Below are 16,107 nucleotides of genomic sequence, written 5' to 3'. Positions count from 1 at the left end.
GAAATGACTGCATTTACCACCCGTCCCGAGATCCTGGGCACTTTCGGCGTCGTCACCTCCACGCACTGGATTGCCTCGGCGGTCGGAATGAGCATCCTCGAAAAGGGCGGCAACGCCTTCGACGCCGCGGTCGCCACCGGTTTTGTATTGCAGGTCGTCGAGCCGCACCTTTGCGGTCCCGGCGGTGACATGCCGGCTGTCCTCTATTCGAAGAAGAAGGACAAGGTCGAAGTCATCTGCGCGCAGGGACCGGCTCCTGCCGGTGCGACGATCGAACACTACACGTCCGAGGGGCTGAATCTTATTCCCGGCGACGGCTTGCTCGCAACCGTCATTCCCGGTGCTTTCGACGGCTGGATGCTGATGTTGCGCGACTATGGCAGCCTCAGCATTCGCGACGTGCTCGAGCCCGCTATCTACTACGCGCAGAACGGCCACCCTATACTGCCGCGCGTTTCGGCAACGATCGCCGGTCTTGCATCCTTCTTCGAGAAGGAATGGCCAACCTCTTTCAAGACGTGGCTCCCTGGTGGGTCGGTGCCTGCTTCGCATTCCAACTTCAAGAATCCGGCGCTCGCCGAAACATGGAGACGCATCATTGCCGAGGCAGAGGCAGTAAGCGGCCGCGAGGAACAGATTCAGGCGGCCCGTGATGCCTTCTATCGCGGTTTCGTCGCCGAGGCGATCGACAAGTACGTCGGTTCAACCGAGGTGATGGATGCCAGCGGCACTCCCCACCGGGGGGTGATCACCGCAGACGACATGGCGAACTGGTCGGCGACGGTCGAGGAACCGCTGACCTATGACTATCATGGCTGGACGGTCGCCAAGATCGGCGCATGGGGGCAAGGCCCGGTCTTCCTGCAGACGCTTTCGATCCTGAAGGGCTTCGACATCGGCGCCATGGATCCAAACGGCGCCGACTTCGTGCACACCGTCACCGAGGCGATGAAACTCGCCTTCGCCGACCGCGAAGTCTATTATGGCGATCCGAAATTCTCCCCGGTCCCCTTGCCGGAGCTGCTGTCCGACACCTATGCCGCGGCGCGGCGCAAGCTGATCGCGGCGGACGCCTCGCTCGATCTCAGGCCAGGTAAAATTCCCGGCTTCGAAGATCAGTACGATGCGACGATGGAGATGTTGGGCGCGACCTCCAGGACCGGCGCCGTCTACGAGCCGACCATGGCGCATCTTTCGGAAAAGCGCGGAGACACGGTGCATATCGACGTCATCGACCGGGAGGGAAACATCGTCTCCATCACGCCATCGGGCGGTTGGCTGCAATCCTCGCCCACGGTGCCAGGTCTTGGCTTCTGCCTGAATTCTCGCGCCCAGATGTTCTGGCTTAAGCCGGGCTTGCCCACATCGCTTGCGCCGGGCAAAAGACCGCGGACGACGCTGACGCCGTCGCTCGCACTTTACGAAGGGCGCCCAACGCTTTCCTTCGGAACACCTGGCGGCGACCAGCAGGAGCAGTGGCAGCTCGCGTTCTTCCTGCGCTATGTTCATCACAACATGAACCTTCAGGCGGCGATCGACCAGCCGCTCTTTCACACGTCGCACTTTCCAAGCTCTTTCTACCCGCGAACCCGCGAGCCCGGCAGCCTGATGGCGGAAGCCAACTTCGGGACCGATGTGCTGGATACGCTGCAGCGGAAAGGACACAATCTCACTGTCGCCGATCAGTGGACGGTTGGGCGCCTGACCGCCGCCCGCCGAGATGCGGACGGGCTGTTGCGGGCGGCGGCAACGCCGCGCCTGATGCAGGCCTATGCGGTCGGGAGGTAGGCCATGACGGCTCTCGGCCCGGTCGGGACACGGACAATGAAGCAGGGAAATGAAATGGGGCAGACTGCGAAACCGGTACTTTCGGTCAAGGATCTCACGACATCGTTTCTGGTCGATGGCCAGTGGAAGCAGGTCGTGCGCGATGTCTCCTTCGATGTCATGCCTGGGGAAACGGTCGCGATCGTCGGCGAAAGCGGATCGGGAAAGAGCGTCACGTCGCTCTCCGTCATGCGTCTGCTGGCGAAGAACCAAAGCCGAGTCGCCGGCAGCATAGTCCTGAACGGGAAGGATATTCTTGCACTGTCAGACAAGGAAATGCGCCGTGTGCGCGGCAACGATGCGGCGATGATCTTCCAGGAGCCGATGACATCTCTCAATCCGATCTTCACGATCGGGCGGCAGATTTCGGAAGCGCTGACCTGCCACGGTGAAATGTCGAGGACGGAAGCGCGCGCCGAGACCGTACGGCTGCTTGAGAAAGTGCGCATTCCGAATGCGGCTTCACGTTTTGATGAATATCCGCACCAGTTTTCCGGTGGCATGCGGCAGAGGGTCATGATCGCCATGGCCCTGGCCTCGAGACCAAAGCTGCTGATCGCCGATGAGCCGACGACGGCGCTTGATGTCACTATCCAGGGCCAGATCCTCGACCTCATCAAGCTCCTGCAGGCAGAGGAAGGCATGGCCGTCCTTTTCATCACTCACGACATGGGGGTCGTCGCCGAAATTTCCGACCGCACCATAGTCATGTACCGCGGCGAAGCTGTCGAGACTGGGCTGACAGACGATATCTTCCATCGCGGCAAGCATCCCTACACACGCGCCCTCTTGTCGGCCGTGCCGCAACTGGGATCGATGAGCGGCCAACAATGGCCGCTACGCTTTCCGATCGTCGATGCGACGACCGGCGAGCTGAGCGTTCCGGTTGCAGTCGCCGACACGGTCGATCGCGGCAAAACACCAGTCCTCGAAGTGAAGAACCTTACGACGCGCTTTGCCGTTCGCGGAGGACTTTTCGGAACGAGGACCGGCGCGATCCATGCGGTGGAGGATGTTTCCTTTAATCTTTTCCAGGGCGAAACATTGTCGCTAGTCGGCGAGTCCGGTTGCGGAAAATCGACGACCGGCCGTTCCATCACGCGTCTCATCGAACCCAATGGCGGCAAAGTCAATCTCGACGGCTATGACGTCACCGGGCTCGATCAGGCGAGCCTGAGGCGCATGCGCCGCAGCATTCAGATGATTTTCCAGGACCCTTTCGCGAGCCTCAACCCACGCATGGCCATCGGCAACACGGTTGCCGAGCCAATTATAGAGCATGGGCTGGGAACCCGCGCCCAGGCGCGTGAAAAGGCAGCCGACCTGCTGGAGCGAGTTGGCCTGAAGGCTGACATGATGGCGCGCTATCCGCACGAATTTTCAGGCGGCCAGCGACAGCGCATCTGTATTGCCCGTGCCCTTGCTCTCGATCCGAAGGTGATCGTCGCCGATGAAAGCGTTTCCGCGCTTGATGTCTCGATCAAGGCGCAGATATGCAACCTGCTCTTGGACCTGCAGCAGAGCCTCAAACTGGCATTCCTGTTCATCTCGCACGACATGGCTGTGGTCGAGCGCGTCAGCCATCGTGTCGCTGTCATGTACCTTGGGGAAATCGTCGAGATTGGTCCGCGCGATGCGGTCTTCGGCAACCCGCAACATCCCTACACGAAGAATCTCATTGCCGCTGTTCCCGTGCCGGATCCTGCTCGCCGCGGCATCAGGCGCGGACTTTCCACGGACGAGCTGAAAAGCCCCATCCGCTCCATCGACTATATTGCCCCCAAGCGCATCTACAGCGAGATCACCCCCGGCCATCTGGTCCAAGTGGCCGGCGCGACGCCGTAGTGGCCAACAATTTCGACCAAAGCTCATGCGGAGCTTCATGCCCGCTCACGAACCTGTGCTTGCGGAACGGTCTAGTTGTCCTGGAGAGCCGGCGTTTTGCGGACAGCCTGTCTCAGCGCGCTGGTCAATTGCGATTGGCTGAACGGCTTCGGCAGGCGAAGAACGTCAGGATCAGCCCCGGCAGGAAGCTCGGCATAGCCGGTAGCGAGAATGATCGGGATCCGAGGGAACTGCTGCCTGATCTTTTCGGCAAGCTCCGAGCCGTTCATTCCCGGCATGGCATGATCGGTGACAACGACATCAGGAACGAAGCCCCCTTCAAGATACCGGAGGGCCTCCATTCCCGACGACGCCTGAGCGGTCTCATGACCGAGGTCCTCGAGCATGAGAATGGTGTTCATCAGGACAAGTCCATCATCGTCGACAGCCAGCACGGTTAGCGGCTGATCGTCCAATTCGGTGGCAGGATAAAGAGGCGAGGTTTCAGTCGCGGCAGGCTGTTCGGCCTCAAATAGCGGCAGCCAGAGTTCGGCGGTTGTGCCCTCGCCCTTGCGCGACTTGAGGACAAGCTTGCCTCCTGACTGTGCCATCAGCCCCTGCACCATCGGCAACCCCAATCCCGTTCCCTTGCCGACACCTTTCGTGGTGAAGAACGGTTCAGTCGCGCTTGCAAGGGTCTTGTCGTCCATACCTTCGCCCTCGTCCTTGACGCAAAGACAGACATACTCTCCAGCGGCAACGTCATCATGTGATGAACGCTTTGCGACAATCGTCCGTTCGGCGGAGATTGTTATCGTTCCTCCTCCAGGCATGGCGTCGCGGGCGTTGACGCAAAGGTTCAGCAGCGCGCTTTCGAACTGGTTGGGATCCGTCTTCACCTTAGGCAGCGAAAGCGGAAACTGTGTCTGGATATTTGTCTCGGGACCGACGGCACGCTGGAGCAGATCGGCCATTCCTCGAACAAGGTCGTTCACATCGACCGATTCGAACGAGAGTTCCTGCCGTCTGGAGAAGGCAAGAAGACGGTGCGTCAAGGCAGCGCCGCGTTGAGCCCCCTGTATGGCATTATCGATCAGTCCGACCACGTCGTTTCCATTCAGTGCTCGTTTTCGGGCCATTTCGAGGCTCGCGAGCACCACAGTCAAAAGATTGTTGAAGTCGTGCGCCATGCCTCCCGTAAGCTGCCCAAGCGCTTCCATCTTTTGCGCCTGGATAAGCGCTTCCTGCGCTGCCCGCTTTTCACTGACGTCGCGGGTCACCTTGGCAAAACCGATGTGTGTGCCGTCCTCGGCTCGGATCGGATCGATGATGACGCTTGCCCAGAAGCGGGTACCGTCCTTGCGGAGCCGCCAGCCCTCGTGCTCGAAGCGGCCCTCGTCGGCAGCAATCTTCAACGCTCTTGCAGGCAGACCCTGAGCACGGTCCTCTTCGGTATAGAACCGCGAGAAGTGCCGGCCGATGATTTCGTCGGGTGAATAGCCCTTGATCCGTTGCGCGCCGACATTCCAGCTCGAGACGTTGCCTTCCGGGTCGAGCATGTAGATCGCATAATCCGTGACGCCCTGGACGAGCAAGCGGAACTGCTCTTCGCTTCGCCGCAGATCGTCTTTCGCCCTCTTTCGCTCCGTCAGGTCACGGCTTATCATTGCAAAGCCGTGTAGCGCTCCGTTCCTGTCACGGATCGCATCGATGATCACATGCGCCCAGTAACGCTCTCCATCCTCCCGGACACGCCATCCCTCGTTCTCAAACCTGCCTTCCCTGGTGGCAATATCCAGTTCAAGCTTCGGTTGTCCCCGTTCACGGTCTTCCGCCAGATAGAAGTGAGAGAAATGGGCGTCGGAGCACTCCTTCTCGTCGCAATCTTTCAAACGCTGCGCGCCGGCATTCCAACTGCTGAGATAGCCGTTCCTGTCCAGCATATAGATCGCGTAGTCGGTGCTCCCGTCGACAGATACACGATAAAGGTCGTCCACCGCGGTTTCGGTGGTCGCTTCAGGCAGCATGATTGATCCAGACCGACTTTGAGTAAAAACGGGATATAGCGTCCGCCGCCACTTTTCCAACGACCACCAGCGAGATTGCCGAACGATGCGGACGGCATGGAACGGTCGTGCTGAATTCTTGCCCCCATGTCCATTGAAAAACCGTGGTGGGCCAAGTTCGCCTGCCCGGTGCCGGCTGCATTCAACATTCGCGACCGAGGCCACTTGCCTATCTTCTGCGGTTCCCCTCCCCCTTTGCCTGGATTGCCCAGATCACCATCGGCATGGCAGCGGAAGCGACCGCCCCGAAAGGCAGGGTTCGTAGCACACGCGAAACCAGGAAGGTTCCAGCCATGGCTCCTGCCAACTTGGCCCACGGATACGGACCAAGTTGATCACGGGCGCTGGCGTCTGCCCATTTCGCTCGTTCGCTGACCACCGTTGCGGCGCGCTCTTTGATGACGGCAAGCCGGCCGCGCAGATTGTCCAGCTCATCGCGGGCTTCGCGCAGGCGCAATTCGAATTCGGCGCGCGGGGAAATGTAATCGACGGGTGATGCGACCAAGTCCTCGGCAATTGCTTCCGCCTCGAGTTCTGCCAGATGTGCCTGCAGCTCGGCCTCACTTACCTGCCCGTACGGGCTCGGAGCATCCGGTTCGACCATCACTGCGCTGCTCGCGTGATCATCTGCATCGACGCCCTCGCCCGCTTTGGTGTTCTCCTCTCCCTGCACAGAATGCAGGTCGGCTCCGTTTTCGATGAGTTGTCGTTTGGACATGATGTGCCTCCTGATTTGTCGAGGTTAACGCTTGTCGATTCAGCTGGTTTCATGGAGAAGCCGAATTGATCCCCAACGCAAGACAGCGGCAACCTCGGCGACGCAATTCGGAGCCGGATGGCTGGCCGCGCGAACCGTCATTGCGAAGGTCGCAGGTTCACCCGTTGCGTGAAAGACTTGGACGGTGAAATCGGGTAAACCAGTGATCGGCGACCATTTGGCCGATCATCATCGATGAACTGGCAGGAGGCACAGGATGATTAAGATAATAGCGGCTGCCGTGACGGCAGTTCTTGTCGCAGGCTGCACGGTCGTTTCTGGCTCCTATTCCTCGGAAGGTTATGCGCCTATTCCCGGTAGCATCACCTATGGCGGCCAGCCTCGAACGAAACTCACCAAATCGCCGATCGGCTCGTCGTTTCCCCATACGTTCACGGATCAGACAGGACGAGAGGTCGAGGAGATTTACGTTATACAACCGGATCGAACGCTGCTGATCGTTCAGCGACACTATCGGCCATTCTTGGCATGGAGCAGGCGCTAGGGAACGCGACCTGTGCAGTGGGCGGCAAAGCCGCGCTGAGGCGTTCATGGCCCTTGCGCACAGGTGGGGTATCGGGTTTGTGGTGAAGGCTAGGCTCCCCTTCGTCTTTGCTCGTTGGAACAAAAATCTCCGAGAACGATTAATGCAACGTCATCCCCACCCAGCCATGAACGCATCCAAAACAAAGGATTGAAGAAATGAGAGCCGTACCGATGCTTACAGCCACATGCTTGATCATGCTCGCCCTCGCTTCCTGCGCAAACACGATCAAAGGGGTCGGTCGTGACGCAGCGAATACGGTGAACGCCACCCAGAATGCCGGCAATCGCGTGGGTAACGCGGCGGCAAACTAAAGGCACAGGCCCACACAAAATAGGCTCGTCACTCGAGAGAGGAGACGAGCTTTTGTTGAAGTAGCCGCTACCATAAGCTCTCCGAGTCAAGCAGTCCGGTGGCCGGACGTTGAGTTCATCGAAAGAGCTTCGCCAACATTCCCGGATCAGGCGATGCGCGTGACCAATAAAGAAGAAGGCGGCATCGTTTGAACGCTGCCGCCTCCCTTTTCCTCAAGCTGTCCGTCTGACCATTCTAGCAAGAGCGATAAGAATGCAGGCACCGATGAAGCCGGCGATCAGGTAGCCAAGCCACCCGCCAAGCACGACGCCGAATAGAGACAGGATGAAATTGGCGACGAGCGCGCCGACGATCCCGAGAATGATGTTCATCAACACGCCCATGTTGCTCTTCATGAACATTTCGGCGAGCCAGCCGGCAAGGCCGCCGATGATGATTGCGGCTATCCAGCCGATTCCTGCGTTTTCCATATGAATCCCCTGAAATGTGATTGATTGCCGCTCGGAAAACATTACCGAGTTATCGGTAACGCCCAGAGCGCGTGTTTGTTCCACGACGCTTCTCCAATCATGACAGGTATCCAACATGCCTGCCGTCGTACCGTCGCTGAATGCGATCCTGTCTCGCCGACACCGATTCACGCGCGATCACGGTGAAACATTGACTTCCGCTGTCGGCCGCAGGCCGATGTCGCCGTGGAACTAAGGCGTTGTTAATAAATCGTTAACCAAAAAACTCTTGCCCGTCGGCCGAGAATCGTAGCCTATTGCCAATGGCGGAAGTCTACCGGATTCTCGAAAAATATCGCCAGTGGCAGGAAATGGATTTCAAGATGGCGAAAAGCGCCGCAAATACAGTGCCCGTGGTCGAAGGACTGACCGCGTTGATGGAACGTCACGCCGATGCTTTGTCCAGCCAGCTTCAGGCTCACCATCTGAAGGTCTTTCCGCCCACCGCTCAAAAAGGCATCCGGACGTTCGGCCCCTCGGAAACATCCAGACTGCTGGGCGTTGGCGAGTCGTATCTGCGCCAGATCGCGACCGAGATGCCAGAGCTGAATGTCAGCATGAGCCCCGGCGGTCGGCGGATGTTTTCGATTGAAGACATCCACGCCATCCGCAAGCAAATGGACCACGTTGGCCGCGGAAGTCGGCGCTACCTGCCGCATCGACGCGACGGTGAGCAGCTTCAGGTCATCTCGGTGATGAATTTCAAAGGCGGATCCGGAAAGACCACCACGGCTGCGCATTTGGCGCAGTATCTTGCGATGCGCGGTTACCGAGTCCTGGCCATTGATCTCGACCCGCAGGCAAGTCTTTCCGCCCTCTTCGGCAGTCAACCGGAAACCGATGTTGGTCCGAACGAAACGCTATACGGCGCGATCAGATATGACGATGAGCAGGTGCCGATCGAACAGGTTGTTCGCGGCACATACATTCCTGATCTGCACTTGATTCCCGGTAATCTCGAGCTGATGGAATTCGAGCACGACACACCGCGTGCGTTGATGAACCGCAAGGAAGGCGACACGCTCTTCTACGGGCGCATCAGCCAGGTGATTGAAGACATTGCGGACAACTACGATGTCGTCGTCATAGACTGCCCTCCCCAGCTCGGCTATCTCACGCTTTCCGCGCTGACGGCCGCCACATCCATATTGGTTACTGTTCATCCTCAGATGCTGGATGTGATGTCCATGAACCAGTTCCTGGCCATGACATCGAGCCTGCTGCGTGAAATCGAGAACGCCGGCGCTGCGTTCAAGTTCAACTGGATGCGCTATCTGATCACCCGCTTCGAGCCGAGCGACGGGCCGCAAAACCAGATGGTCGGCTATCTGCGCTCGATTTTCGGCGAGAATGTTCTCAACTTTCCGATGCTGAAAACGACCGCGGTATCTGACGCCGGTCTGACGAACCAGACCCTTTTCGAAGTCGAGCGCGGCCAGTTTACGCGGTCGACCTACGATCGCGCTCTGGAAGCGATGAACGCTGTGAATGACGAGATCGAGACTCTCGTCAAGAAAGCATGGGGGAGATCCACATGAGCAGAAAGCACATCCTGGGCGTCTCGACAGACGCTCCCGAACCGCCGAAAATCGACAGTCACGCCGTTAGACGCTCGATGCCTCTGCTTGGCGTGGCCAGGAAGGAACGCGATCCGGCAACGAAACTGACGGCCAATATCGGTAACGCCCTGCGGGAGCAGAATGATCGCCTGGGCCGTGCCGAGGAGATCGAACGCCGCCTTGCCGAAGGGCAGGCTGTGGTCGACCTGGACGCCTCGACGATAGAGCCGTCTTTCGTACAGGACCGGATGCCGGGTGATATCGACGGGCTTCTCGCCTCGATCCGGCAACAAGGTCAGCAGGTGCCGATCCTGGTTCGTCCGCATCCCGACGGGGCAGGTCGATATCAGGTCGCATTCGGCCACCGCCGTTTGCGGGCGGTTTCGGAGCTCGGCCTTCCAGTCAAGGCAGTCGTCCGCGACCTGACGGACGAGCAGCTGGTCGTTGCGCAAGGCCAGGAAAACAACGAGCGCGAAGACCTGACGTTTATTGAGAAGGCGCGATTTGCGCATCATCTCAACAAGCAATTCCGCCGCGAGGTCGTTATTGCAGCAATGTCGATCGACAAAAGCAATCTCTCGAAGATGCTGTCGCTTGTCGACGCCCTTCCAGCCGAAATGATCGATGCGATCGGCCCTGCGCCCGGCGTCGGAAGGCCCAACTGGCAGCAACTGGCGGAACTGGTGGAAAGCGCATCGTCCACGTTGGACGCGTCAAGATACGCTGCATCCGAGGAAGTGCAGGCGCTGCCGTCGGCGGACCGGTTCAAAGCAGTGATTGGCCAGTTGAAGCCACGCCGCACTGCCCGCGGGCTTCCGCAGGTCATGTCGACCTCCGATGGCAAAAGACTGGCAACGGTGACGCAGAGCAAGGCCAAGCTGGAGATCACGATCGACAGGAAGGCGACACCGGATTTTGCGGCCTTCGTGCTGGAGCACTTGCCTGCGCTCTATCAGGAGCACCGCGACAAGGATCAACGGAAAGACAAAGAGTAGGACGGAAATGGCCTACAGCTTCTGTGATGTGGCGTCCGTAGCGCAGCTTCGGTTGCGAGTTGGGCTGCCGGTTCAAGTCCGGTGGTCAACTGACCACTGGTATAACCAATTGAAAATAAGCAATTTTTGTATTCTTGCGTAGTGTAGGAGAGGTTGCTAGTACCTTCGCTTGCTTGTCAAGCGCATCCATTGCTGAAGACCACGTTCAGCCTACGCGGATAGCGGATTGAAAGGCAGGGAAGGGGGCTTCGCTGAGCCTGCTTTCGACAACGGAAGTAAATGGTCAAATAGATTCCGTTTGGCAATCGATTGAAACGGTTCCAGTGCGTTAGAATCCAGCGGATTTTCCATCTTCTGGCCCGTCGGATGAACGGCGGGCGAGGCGCTTTCCCCCTGGGCTACGCGGCGAGTGCCCGATGGACGCAGTTCCATCGGGCATGGCTTTGGCTGTTTTGGGTGGCCGGTTGTCGAAACCCCCGGCTACGCGCATCTACGTCAGGCTACGTCAGGCAAGCCCTCGATGAGCTTGTCGAGCATTATCGGATAGTCGCGGACACGGATGCCAGTCGCGTTGTATAGGGCATTGGCAATCGCGGCGGAGACGCCGCAGATGCCAAGTTCGCCGACACCCTTCGCCTTCATCGGCGATGACATGGGATCGGTCTCTTCCATGAAAATGACCTCCTGGCGTGGAATGTCAGCATGCACCGGAACTTCATAGCCGGCGAGGTCATGGTTCACGAAGAAGCCGCGGCGAGTGTCGACGGCCAGTTCCTCCGACAAGGCGCCGCCGGCTCCCATGGTCATCGCTCCAATCACCTGGCTACGGGCGGTAATAGGGTTGAGTATCCGGCCGGCCGCACAGACCGCCAGCATGCGGCGGATGCGTGTCTCACCGGTCGCGGCGTCAACACCGACCTCCACGAAGTGCGCGCCGAAGGTGGACTGCTGGTGGGTCTTCGTAAGGTCGCCCCATTCCATGGTGTCCTCGCCGACGAGCCCCTCGGGACCGGCGGCTTGCGCAAGAGGAACCGAGCGGTTTCCGGATCGGACCTCGCCGTTGTCGAAGATGGTGTCTTCGGAGTTGAAGCCGAGTTTTTGCGCGATCGCCTCGCGAAGCTTGATGCATGCGGCGTAGACGCCCGAAGTGGACGAATTCGCCCCGAACTGCCCACCGGAGCCAGACGACACCGGGAACCGGGAATCGCCGAGCTTGACGGCGACCTTGTCGATGCCGAGGCCCATCATTTCGGCCGCCGTCTGGGCGATGATCGTATAGCTGCCAGTTCCGATATCGGTCATGTCGGTCTCGACCGTAACGACACCGTCCTTGTCGAGTATTACCCGCGCACCGGACGGCAGCACCAGATTGTTGCGGAACGCGGCCGCAATTCCCATCCCGATCATCCACTTCCCTTCGCGCCGGGACCCGACCTCGGGGCGGTTGCTCCAGCCGAAGCGTTCCGCGCCGAGTTTCAGACAGCCGACGAGGTCCCGTTGCGAGAAAGGCCGCTCGGGCTTTTCCGGATCGACCTGGGTGTCGTTGGCGATCCTGAATGAAACCGGATCCATGCCGAGTTTTTCGGCCACCTCATCGATCGCGATTTCGAGCGCCATCATGCCGGGCGCTTCGCCCGGAGCACGCATGTCGTTGCCTTCGGGAAGATCGAGCGTCGCCAGACGCATGGCCGTCATTCGGTTCGCGCCGGCATAGAGCAGGCGGGTCTGGCCGACGGCTTCCTCGAGGCGACCACCGGACTGATCACCGTTCCAGCTTTCGTGGGCGATCGCGACGATCTTGCCATCGCGCTCGGCACCAATCCGAATGCGCTGGATCGTCGCCGGCCGATGGGTCGTGTTGTTGATCATGAGCGGTCTGGGCAGCGCGACCTTTACGGGCCGTCGCGCCGCCCGTGCCCCGAGCGCTGCCAACACGGCGTCTGCGCGCAGATACAGCTTGCCACCAAAACCACCACCGATGAAGGGAGACATCAGGTGGATCTTCTCCTTTTCGACGCCGAGCGTAGTCGCGAGGTCGGATCGCCACCAGTCGATCATCTGGCTGGAGGTCCAGAGCGTAACCTCGTCGCCATCCCAAGCCGCGATGGAAGCATGCGGCTCCATCATCGCATGAGACTGGTCGGGAGTCGTGTAGGTTTCGTCAATCGTGACCGGAGCAGTTCGGAAAGCGGTGTCGAAATCCCCTACGCCGGAATCCGGCTTCTTTGACTTGTCCGGCATGACCGCAGTCTTCATCGCCTCCTTCAGGTCGTAAACGCCCTTGTCCTCGACGTAGTCAACCTGAACGAGGGCAGCGGCTGCTCGTGCCTGCTCGAAGGTCTCCGCGACAACCACTGCGATCGCCTGGTGGTAGTGCCGGATCTGGTCGCCGCCGAAAAGCTTCACGGTGTTGAACTTGCCTTTCCCCAGGTTTCCGTCGTCCAGTGTTGTGACCACGGCCGCCACGCCCGGCGCTTTCTTCGCGGCCGAGGCGTCAATCGATTTGACGACGCCCTTGGCGATCGCCGAACAGACGGGATAGCCGTAGGCGTATGGTATCATCGGGTCATGCCACTCGTAGGCGTACATCGCCCGACCTGTTGTCTTGAGTTGGCCATCGATGCGGTGGATCGGCTGGCCGACGACCTTCAGACGGTCGATCGGATTTGTCGTGGCGGGGCTATCGAACTTCATGGCTCAACTCCTGGCTTCAGAAAGGACCGCACCGAGCGTGCGCGCGACGAGGTCGACCTTGAAACGGTTCTGTTCCGTGGGTCGGGCGCCCGCAAGGATGCCCCGCGCCGCGTCCCGCGCGCCCTTTGGAAGCTCGGCTTCCGCGGCCTCGACCCGCCATGGCTTGGGGGCGACGCCGCCCACGGCGACACGTCCCGTTCCGTCTGGCTGGATCACCGCTCCAATCGATATGACCGCGAACGCATAGGAGGCGCGGTCCCTGACCTTGCGATAGATATGCTTGCCACCGATGGGCGGCGGGAGCAGAACCGCCGTGATGAATTCGCCTCTATCCAGCACCGTCTCCAGGTGAGGCGTCTCGCCGGGCAGGCGATGGAAGTCAGCGATCGGGATGGAACGTCCGCTCCCATCGGCGCTTACCGTCTCGACCGTCGCATCGAGCGCCCGCATTGCGATCGCCATGTCGCTGGGGTTGGTAGCTATGCAGGCGTCGCTCGCTCCCACCACCGCATGCTGGCGACTGAATCCGCCGATGGCCGAACAACCGCTACCTGGCTGCCGTTTGTTACACGGCTGATTGGTGTCGTAGAAGTACGGACAGCGCGTCCGCTGCAGCAGGTTCCCAGCCGTCGTTGCCTTGTTGCGGAGTTGCCCTGACGCACCCGCGACGATCGCCCGTGACAGCAAGCCGTAATCGCGACGAACTACGTCGTGAGCAGCAAGGTCCGTATTGCTTACGAGGGCGCCGATACGCAGCCCACTTTCCGGAGTTGCTTCGATCTTGTTCACGCCGAGACCGTTGACGTCGATCAGGTGCGTCGGCGTCTCAATCTCGAGCTTCATGAGATCGAGAAGGTTCGTGCCGCCGGCGATGAACTTGGCTTCAGGATTTGCTGCGGCTGCCTTGGCCGCGGCTTCGACTGACGAGGCACGTTCGTAGGTGAAGGCTCTCATGCTCGCATCCCCCCGACTTCGGAAATGGCGTCGAGGATGTTGGAGTAGGCACCGCATCGACAGATGTTGCCGCTCATGCGTTCGCGAACTTCGGTCGCGGTCAACTGCACGGGGCTGTTCAGGTCCCCTGTGACATGACTCGGTATGTTTGCCTTGATCTCCGCGAGCACGGCCACCGACGAACAGATCTGGCCCGGCGTACAGTAGCCGCACTGGAAACCGTCGTGCTTCACGAACGCGGCCTGCATCGGATGCAGATCGCCTGGACCGCCAAGGCCTTCGATCGTTGTGATGTCGTCTCCTTCGTGCATGACGGCCAAGGTCAGGCAGGAGTTGATCCGGCGACCGTCGACCATGACTGTGCATGCGCCGCACTGCCCGTGATCGCATCCCTTCTTCGTACCCGTGAGATGAAGATGCTCCCGCAACGCGTCGAGTAGCGTCGTCCTGTTGTCAAGGTCGAGATGTTTTGCCGCGCCGTTGACGGAAAAAGACACGTTCGATGAGTAATCCATTGTTTTCCCTGTTGATTGTGCCGCCACATCTCTGGTGACCGATCCGGTGACCGCGATGGTCACAGCCGACGAGATAAGCAGTTCCCGGCGGGAAAGTTCCGGTTGAACAAGTTTCTGCATGTCCAGCTCCACTTCGCTTCGTTTGGAAAGGCCGGCGGCCAGGGGCGCGCGAAGCCGCTTCAGAAACTAGGGGGCCTGACGGATTTGTTTAGGGTACAGAACCAAAACGTGACCTTGTTCTCGGTGCAGCGAGATTGCTGCCAGCGCATTGGTCCGGAGCCTTCAGCGGCTAGAGGCCGCCTTGACACGGGCGGCCTGATCGGTTTCGCGGCTGCCGACGCTTCCGTCTGGTGGTGGAGGCTTCCCTTGCCCCGATGATATCTTGACTTCCGGTACATATCGGAAAGAATGGTTTATTCGGGAGGAACCAATGGCAGAAATCAGGCTTGAAAATGTTTCCAAGAGCTTCGGCAACGTCAAGGTCATCGAGGACATATCGCTGACAGTAATATCCGGGGAGCTTTTGGTGTTTCTTGGCCCCTCTGGTTCCGGAAAATCAACTCTGCTGCGGATGATTGCCGGTCTTGAGGAAATCACCAGTGGGGCCTTGAGCATAAACGGGGTACGAAGCGAAACGTTGGCGCCCGGCCAGCGCAGCCTGGCCATGGTCTTCCAGAACTATGCGCTTTATCCCCACATGACCGTCAGGGAGAACATGGCTTTCGGGCTGCGAAACATTGGCATGCCGGAAAGGGACATTGACCTGCGCGTTAGCGAAGCGGCGAGAATGCTGGAGATGGATGAACTGCTTGAACGGCGGCCGGCCCAACTTTCGGGTGGGCAGCGACAGCGCGTCGCCATCGGCCGTGCGATCGTCAAGGATCCGACGGCCTTTCTGCTCGACGAGCCGCTTTCCAATCTCGATGCGGCGCTGCGGGTGCGCACCCGCGTCGAACTGGCGGAGCTTCACCAACGGATGAAGTCGACGATGATCTATGTGACGCATGACCAGACCGAGGCCATGACGCTCGCCGACAGGATCGTCGTACTCAACAACTGCCGGATCGAACAGATCGGCACGCCGATGGAGGTCTACCTGAAGCCGGCATCGCGTTTCGTCGCGGGGTTTGTCGGCAGCCCGGCGATGAATTTCCTCCCTGTGGACTTGCTGCCCGGAGGGGCTCTGCGGCTGGGAGAGGGGCCTGAGTTGAAAATCGCACTGCCACCGTCAGGCCCCGGTCGTTACGAACTCGGGATCAGGCCGGAATCCGTACGGGTCCTGGAAGGCGAGGGTGCCAGCGCGCAAGGCAGTCCCGCTAAGGTTGGTGTGGTTGAGCGGCTCGGCGACCGTACGCTTCTCTATTGCAGCCTGAAGGACGGAACCGAAGTGATTGCCCAGGATTCAGGGCGTTGCAATATCCAGCCGGGCGATACTGTCTTCATAGCCTTCGACACGAGTGCCATTCACCTGTTCGACCAGGACGGCAAGGCGCATCACGTGCACTGACCAGCAGAAACTCCGCACCGACGGAGAGGGGAGGGATCGCT

The 16,107-nt window shown here is 59.7% G+C and carries 13 protein-coding genes; 7 read left to right on the top strand and 6 right to left on the bottom strand.

Annotated features, from left to right (window positions below; genetic code table 11):
* Nucleotides 1–3: 3 nt before the first annotated feature.
* On the top strand, nucleotides 4–1,788 hold the full coding sequence (locus ASC90_RS23665) for a gamma-glutamyltransferase family protein (protein WP_056545937.1): 1,785 nt from the start codon (nucleotides 4–6) through the stop codon (nucleotides 1,786–1,788).
* Nucleotides 1,789–1,842: 54 nt separating this feature from the next.
* A complete protein-coding gene (locus ASC90_RS23660) occupies nucleotides 1,843–3,672 on the top strand; it encodes an ABC transporter ATP-binding protein (RefSeq protein WP_200950945.1) in 1,830 nt (609 codons plus the stop codon).
* Between the two features lie 71 nt (nucleotides 3,673–3,743).
* Here ASC90_RS23660 and ASC90_RS23655 read toward each other — a convergent pair whose 3' ends face one another.
* Together ASC90_RS23655 and ASC90_RS23650 are read right to left on the bottom strand one after the other, a co-directional pair.
* Nucleotides 3,744–5,678, bottom strand: coding sequence for a PAS domain-containing sensor histidine kinase (locus ASC90_RS23655; RefSeq protein ID WP_056545935.1), 1,935 nt, complete (start codon nucleotides 5,676–5,678; stop codon nucleotides 3,744–3,746).
* Between the two features lie 208 nt (nucleotides 5,679–5,886).
* Complete coding sequence (locus ASC90_RS23650) at nucleotides 5,887–6,435, bottom strand: hypothetical protein (protein WP_056545933.1); 549 nt, start codon at nucleotides 6,433–6,435, stop codon at nucleotides 5,887–5,889.
* A gap of 256 nt (nucleotides 6,436–6,691) precedes the next feature.
* Here ASC90_RS23650 and ASC90_RS23645 point away from each other — a divergent pair, with 256 nt between their 5' ends.
* Together ASC90_RS23645 and ASC90_RS30135 are read left to right on the top strand one after the other, a co-directional pair.
* Nucleotides 6,692–6,979, top strand: coding sequence for a hypothetical protein (locus ASC90_RS23645; RefSeq protein ID WP_056545931.1), 288 nt, complete (start codon nucleotides 6,692–6,694; stop codon nucleotides 6,977–6,979).
* A 197-nt stretch (nucleotides 6,980–7,176) separates the two neighbouring features.
* Nucleotides 7,177–7,332 carry a hypothetical protein gene (locus ASC90_RS30135; RefSeq protein WP_056545928.1) on the top strand — a complete coding sequence of 52 codons (156 nt, stop codon included), beginning with the start codon at nucleotides 7,177–7,179 and terminating at the stop codon, nucleotides 7,330–7,332.
* A 213-nt stretch (nucleotides 7,333–7,545) separates the two neighbouring features.
* Here the strand turns inward: ASC90_RS30135 and ASC90_RS23635 are convergent, their stop codons facing one another.
* A complete protein-coding gene (locus tag ASC90_RS23635; RefSeq protein WP_056546376.1) occupies nucleotides 7,546–7,803 on the bottom strand; it encodes a GlsB/YeaQ/YmgE family stress response membrane protein in 258 nt (85 codons plus the stop codon).
* 362 nt (nucleotides 7,804–8,165) lie between these two features.
* Between ASC90_RS23635 and repA the strand changes: the two genes are divergently transcribed.
* The gene (gene repA / locus ASC90_RS23630) at nucleotides 8,166–9,380 is read left to right on the top strand and encodes a plasmid partitioning protein RepA (RefSeq protein WP_056546374.1); all 1,215 of its coding nucleotides are present in this window, start codon (nucleotides 8,166–8,168) and stop codon (nucleotides 9,378–9,380) included.
* Entirely contained in the window at nucleotides 9,377–10,396 is a 1,020-nt protein-coding gene (gene repB, locus ASC90_RS23625; RefSeq protein WP_056545926.1) for a plasmid partitioning protein RepB, read from the top strand. The genes repA and repB overlap by 4 nt, the downstream gene beginning before the upstream one ends.
* A 495-nt stretch (nucleotides 10,397–10,891) precedes the next feature.
* Here repB and paoC read toward each other — a convergent pair whose 3' ends face one another.
* The 3 genes from paoC to paoA are packed head-to-tail and all read right to left on the bottom strand — an operon-like array spanning nucleotide 10,892 to nucleotide 14,679.
* The gene (paoC, locus tag ASC90_RS23620) at nucleotides 10,892–13,090 is read right to left on the bottom strand and encodes an aldehyde oxidoreductase molybdenum-binding subunit PaoC (protein ID WP_056545925.1); all 2,199 of its coding nucleotides are present in this window, start codon (nucleotides 13,088–13,090) and stop codon (nucleotides 10,892–10,894) included.
* Between the two features lie 3 nt (nucleotides 13,091–13,093).
* Nucleotides 13,094–14,044: a xanthine dehydrogenase family protein subunit M gene (locus ASC90_RS23615; RefSeq protein ID WP_056545923.1), complete on the bottom strand. Its 951-nt coding sequence runs from the start codon at nucleotides 14,042–14,044 to the stop codon at nucleotides 13,094–13,096.
* Nucleotides 14,041–14,679, bottom strand: coding sequence for an aldehyde dehydrogenase iron-sulfur subunit PaoA (gene paoA / locus ASC90_RS23610; protein ID WP_056545921.1), 639 nt, complete (start codon nucleotides 14,677–14,679; stop codon nucleotides 14,041–14,043). Before paoA ends, ASC90_RS23615 begins: the two co-directional genes overlap by 4 nt.
* 310 nt (nucleotides 14,680–14,989) lie before the next feature.
* Between paoA and ugpC the strand changes: the two genes are divergently transcribed.
* Nucleotides 14,990–16,066, top strand: coding sequence for a sn-glycerol-3-phosphate ABC transporter ATP-binding protein UgpC (ugpC, locus tag ASC90_RS23600; RefSeq protein ID WP_056545916.1), 1,077 nt, complete (start codon nucleotides 14,990–14,992; stop codon nucleotides 16,064–16,066).
* The last annotated feature ends 41 nt before the right edge of the window (nucleotides 16,067–16,107 follow it).

The sequence above is a fragment of the Rhizobium sp. Root1220 genome (assembly GCF_001426265.1).
In the GTDB taxonomy this organism is placed as follows: domain Bacteria; phylum Pseudomonadota; class Alphaproteobacteria; order Rhizobiales; family Rhizobiaceae; genus Rhizobium.
This window is presented reverse-complemented; position numbering and strand designations above follow the sequence as displayed.

Bases quoted from the DNA above. Each gene is read 5' to 3' on its own strand.
- ASC90_RS23665 (WP_056545937.1), top strand. From the start codon at position 4: ATGACTGCATTTACCACCCGTCCCGAGATCCTGGGCACTTTCGGCGTC.
- ASC90_RS23660 (WP_200950945.1), top strand. From the start codon at position 1,843: ATGGGGCAGACTGCGAAACCGGTACTTTCGGTCAAGGATCTCACGACA.
- ASC90_RS23655 (WP_056545935.1), bottom strand. From the start codon at position 5,678: ATGCTGCCTGAAGCGACCACCGAAACCGCGGTGGACGACCTTTATCGT.
- ASC90_RS23650 (WP_056545933.1), bottom strand. From the start codon at position 6,435: ATGTCCAAACGACAACTCATCGAAAACGGAGCCGACCTGCATTCTGTG.
- ASC90_RS23645 (WP_056545931.1), top strand. From the start codon at position 6,692: ATGATTAAGATAATAGCGGCTGCCGTGACGGCAGTTCTTGTCGCAGGC.
- ASC90_RS30135 (WP_056545928.1), top strand. From the start codon at position 7,177: ATGAGAGCCGTACCGATGCTTACAGCCACATGCTTGATCATGCTCGCC.
- ASC90_RS23635 (WP_056546376.1), bottom strand. From the start codon at position 7,803: ATGGAAAACGCAGGAATCGGCTGGATAGCCGCAATCATCATCGGCGGC.
- repA (WP_056546374.1), top strand. From the start codon at position 8,166: ATGGCGAAAAGCGCCGCAAATACAGTGCCCGTGGTCGAAGGACTGACC.
- repB (WP_056545926.1), top strand. From the start codon at position 9,377: ATGAGCAGAAAGCACATCCTGGGCGTCTCGACAGACGCTCCCGAACCG.
- paoC (WP_056545925.1), bottom strand. From the start codon at position 13,090: ATGAAGTTCGATAGCCCCGCCACGACAAATCCGATCGACCGTCTGAAG.
- ASC90_RS23615 (WP_056545923.1), bottom strand. From the start codon at position 14,044: ATGAGAGCCTTCACCTACGAACGTGCCTCGTCAGTCGAAGCCGCGGCC.
- paoA (WP_056545921.1), bottom strand. From the start codon at position 14,679: ATGCAGAAACTTGTTCAACCGGAACTTTCCCGCCGGGAACTGCTTATC.
- ugpC (WP_056545916.1), top strand. From the start codon at position 14,990: ATGGCAGAAATCAGGCTTGAAAATGTTTCCAAGAGCTTCGGCAACGTC.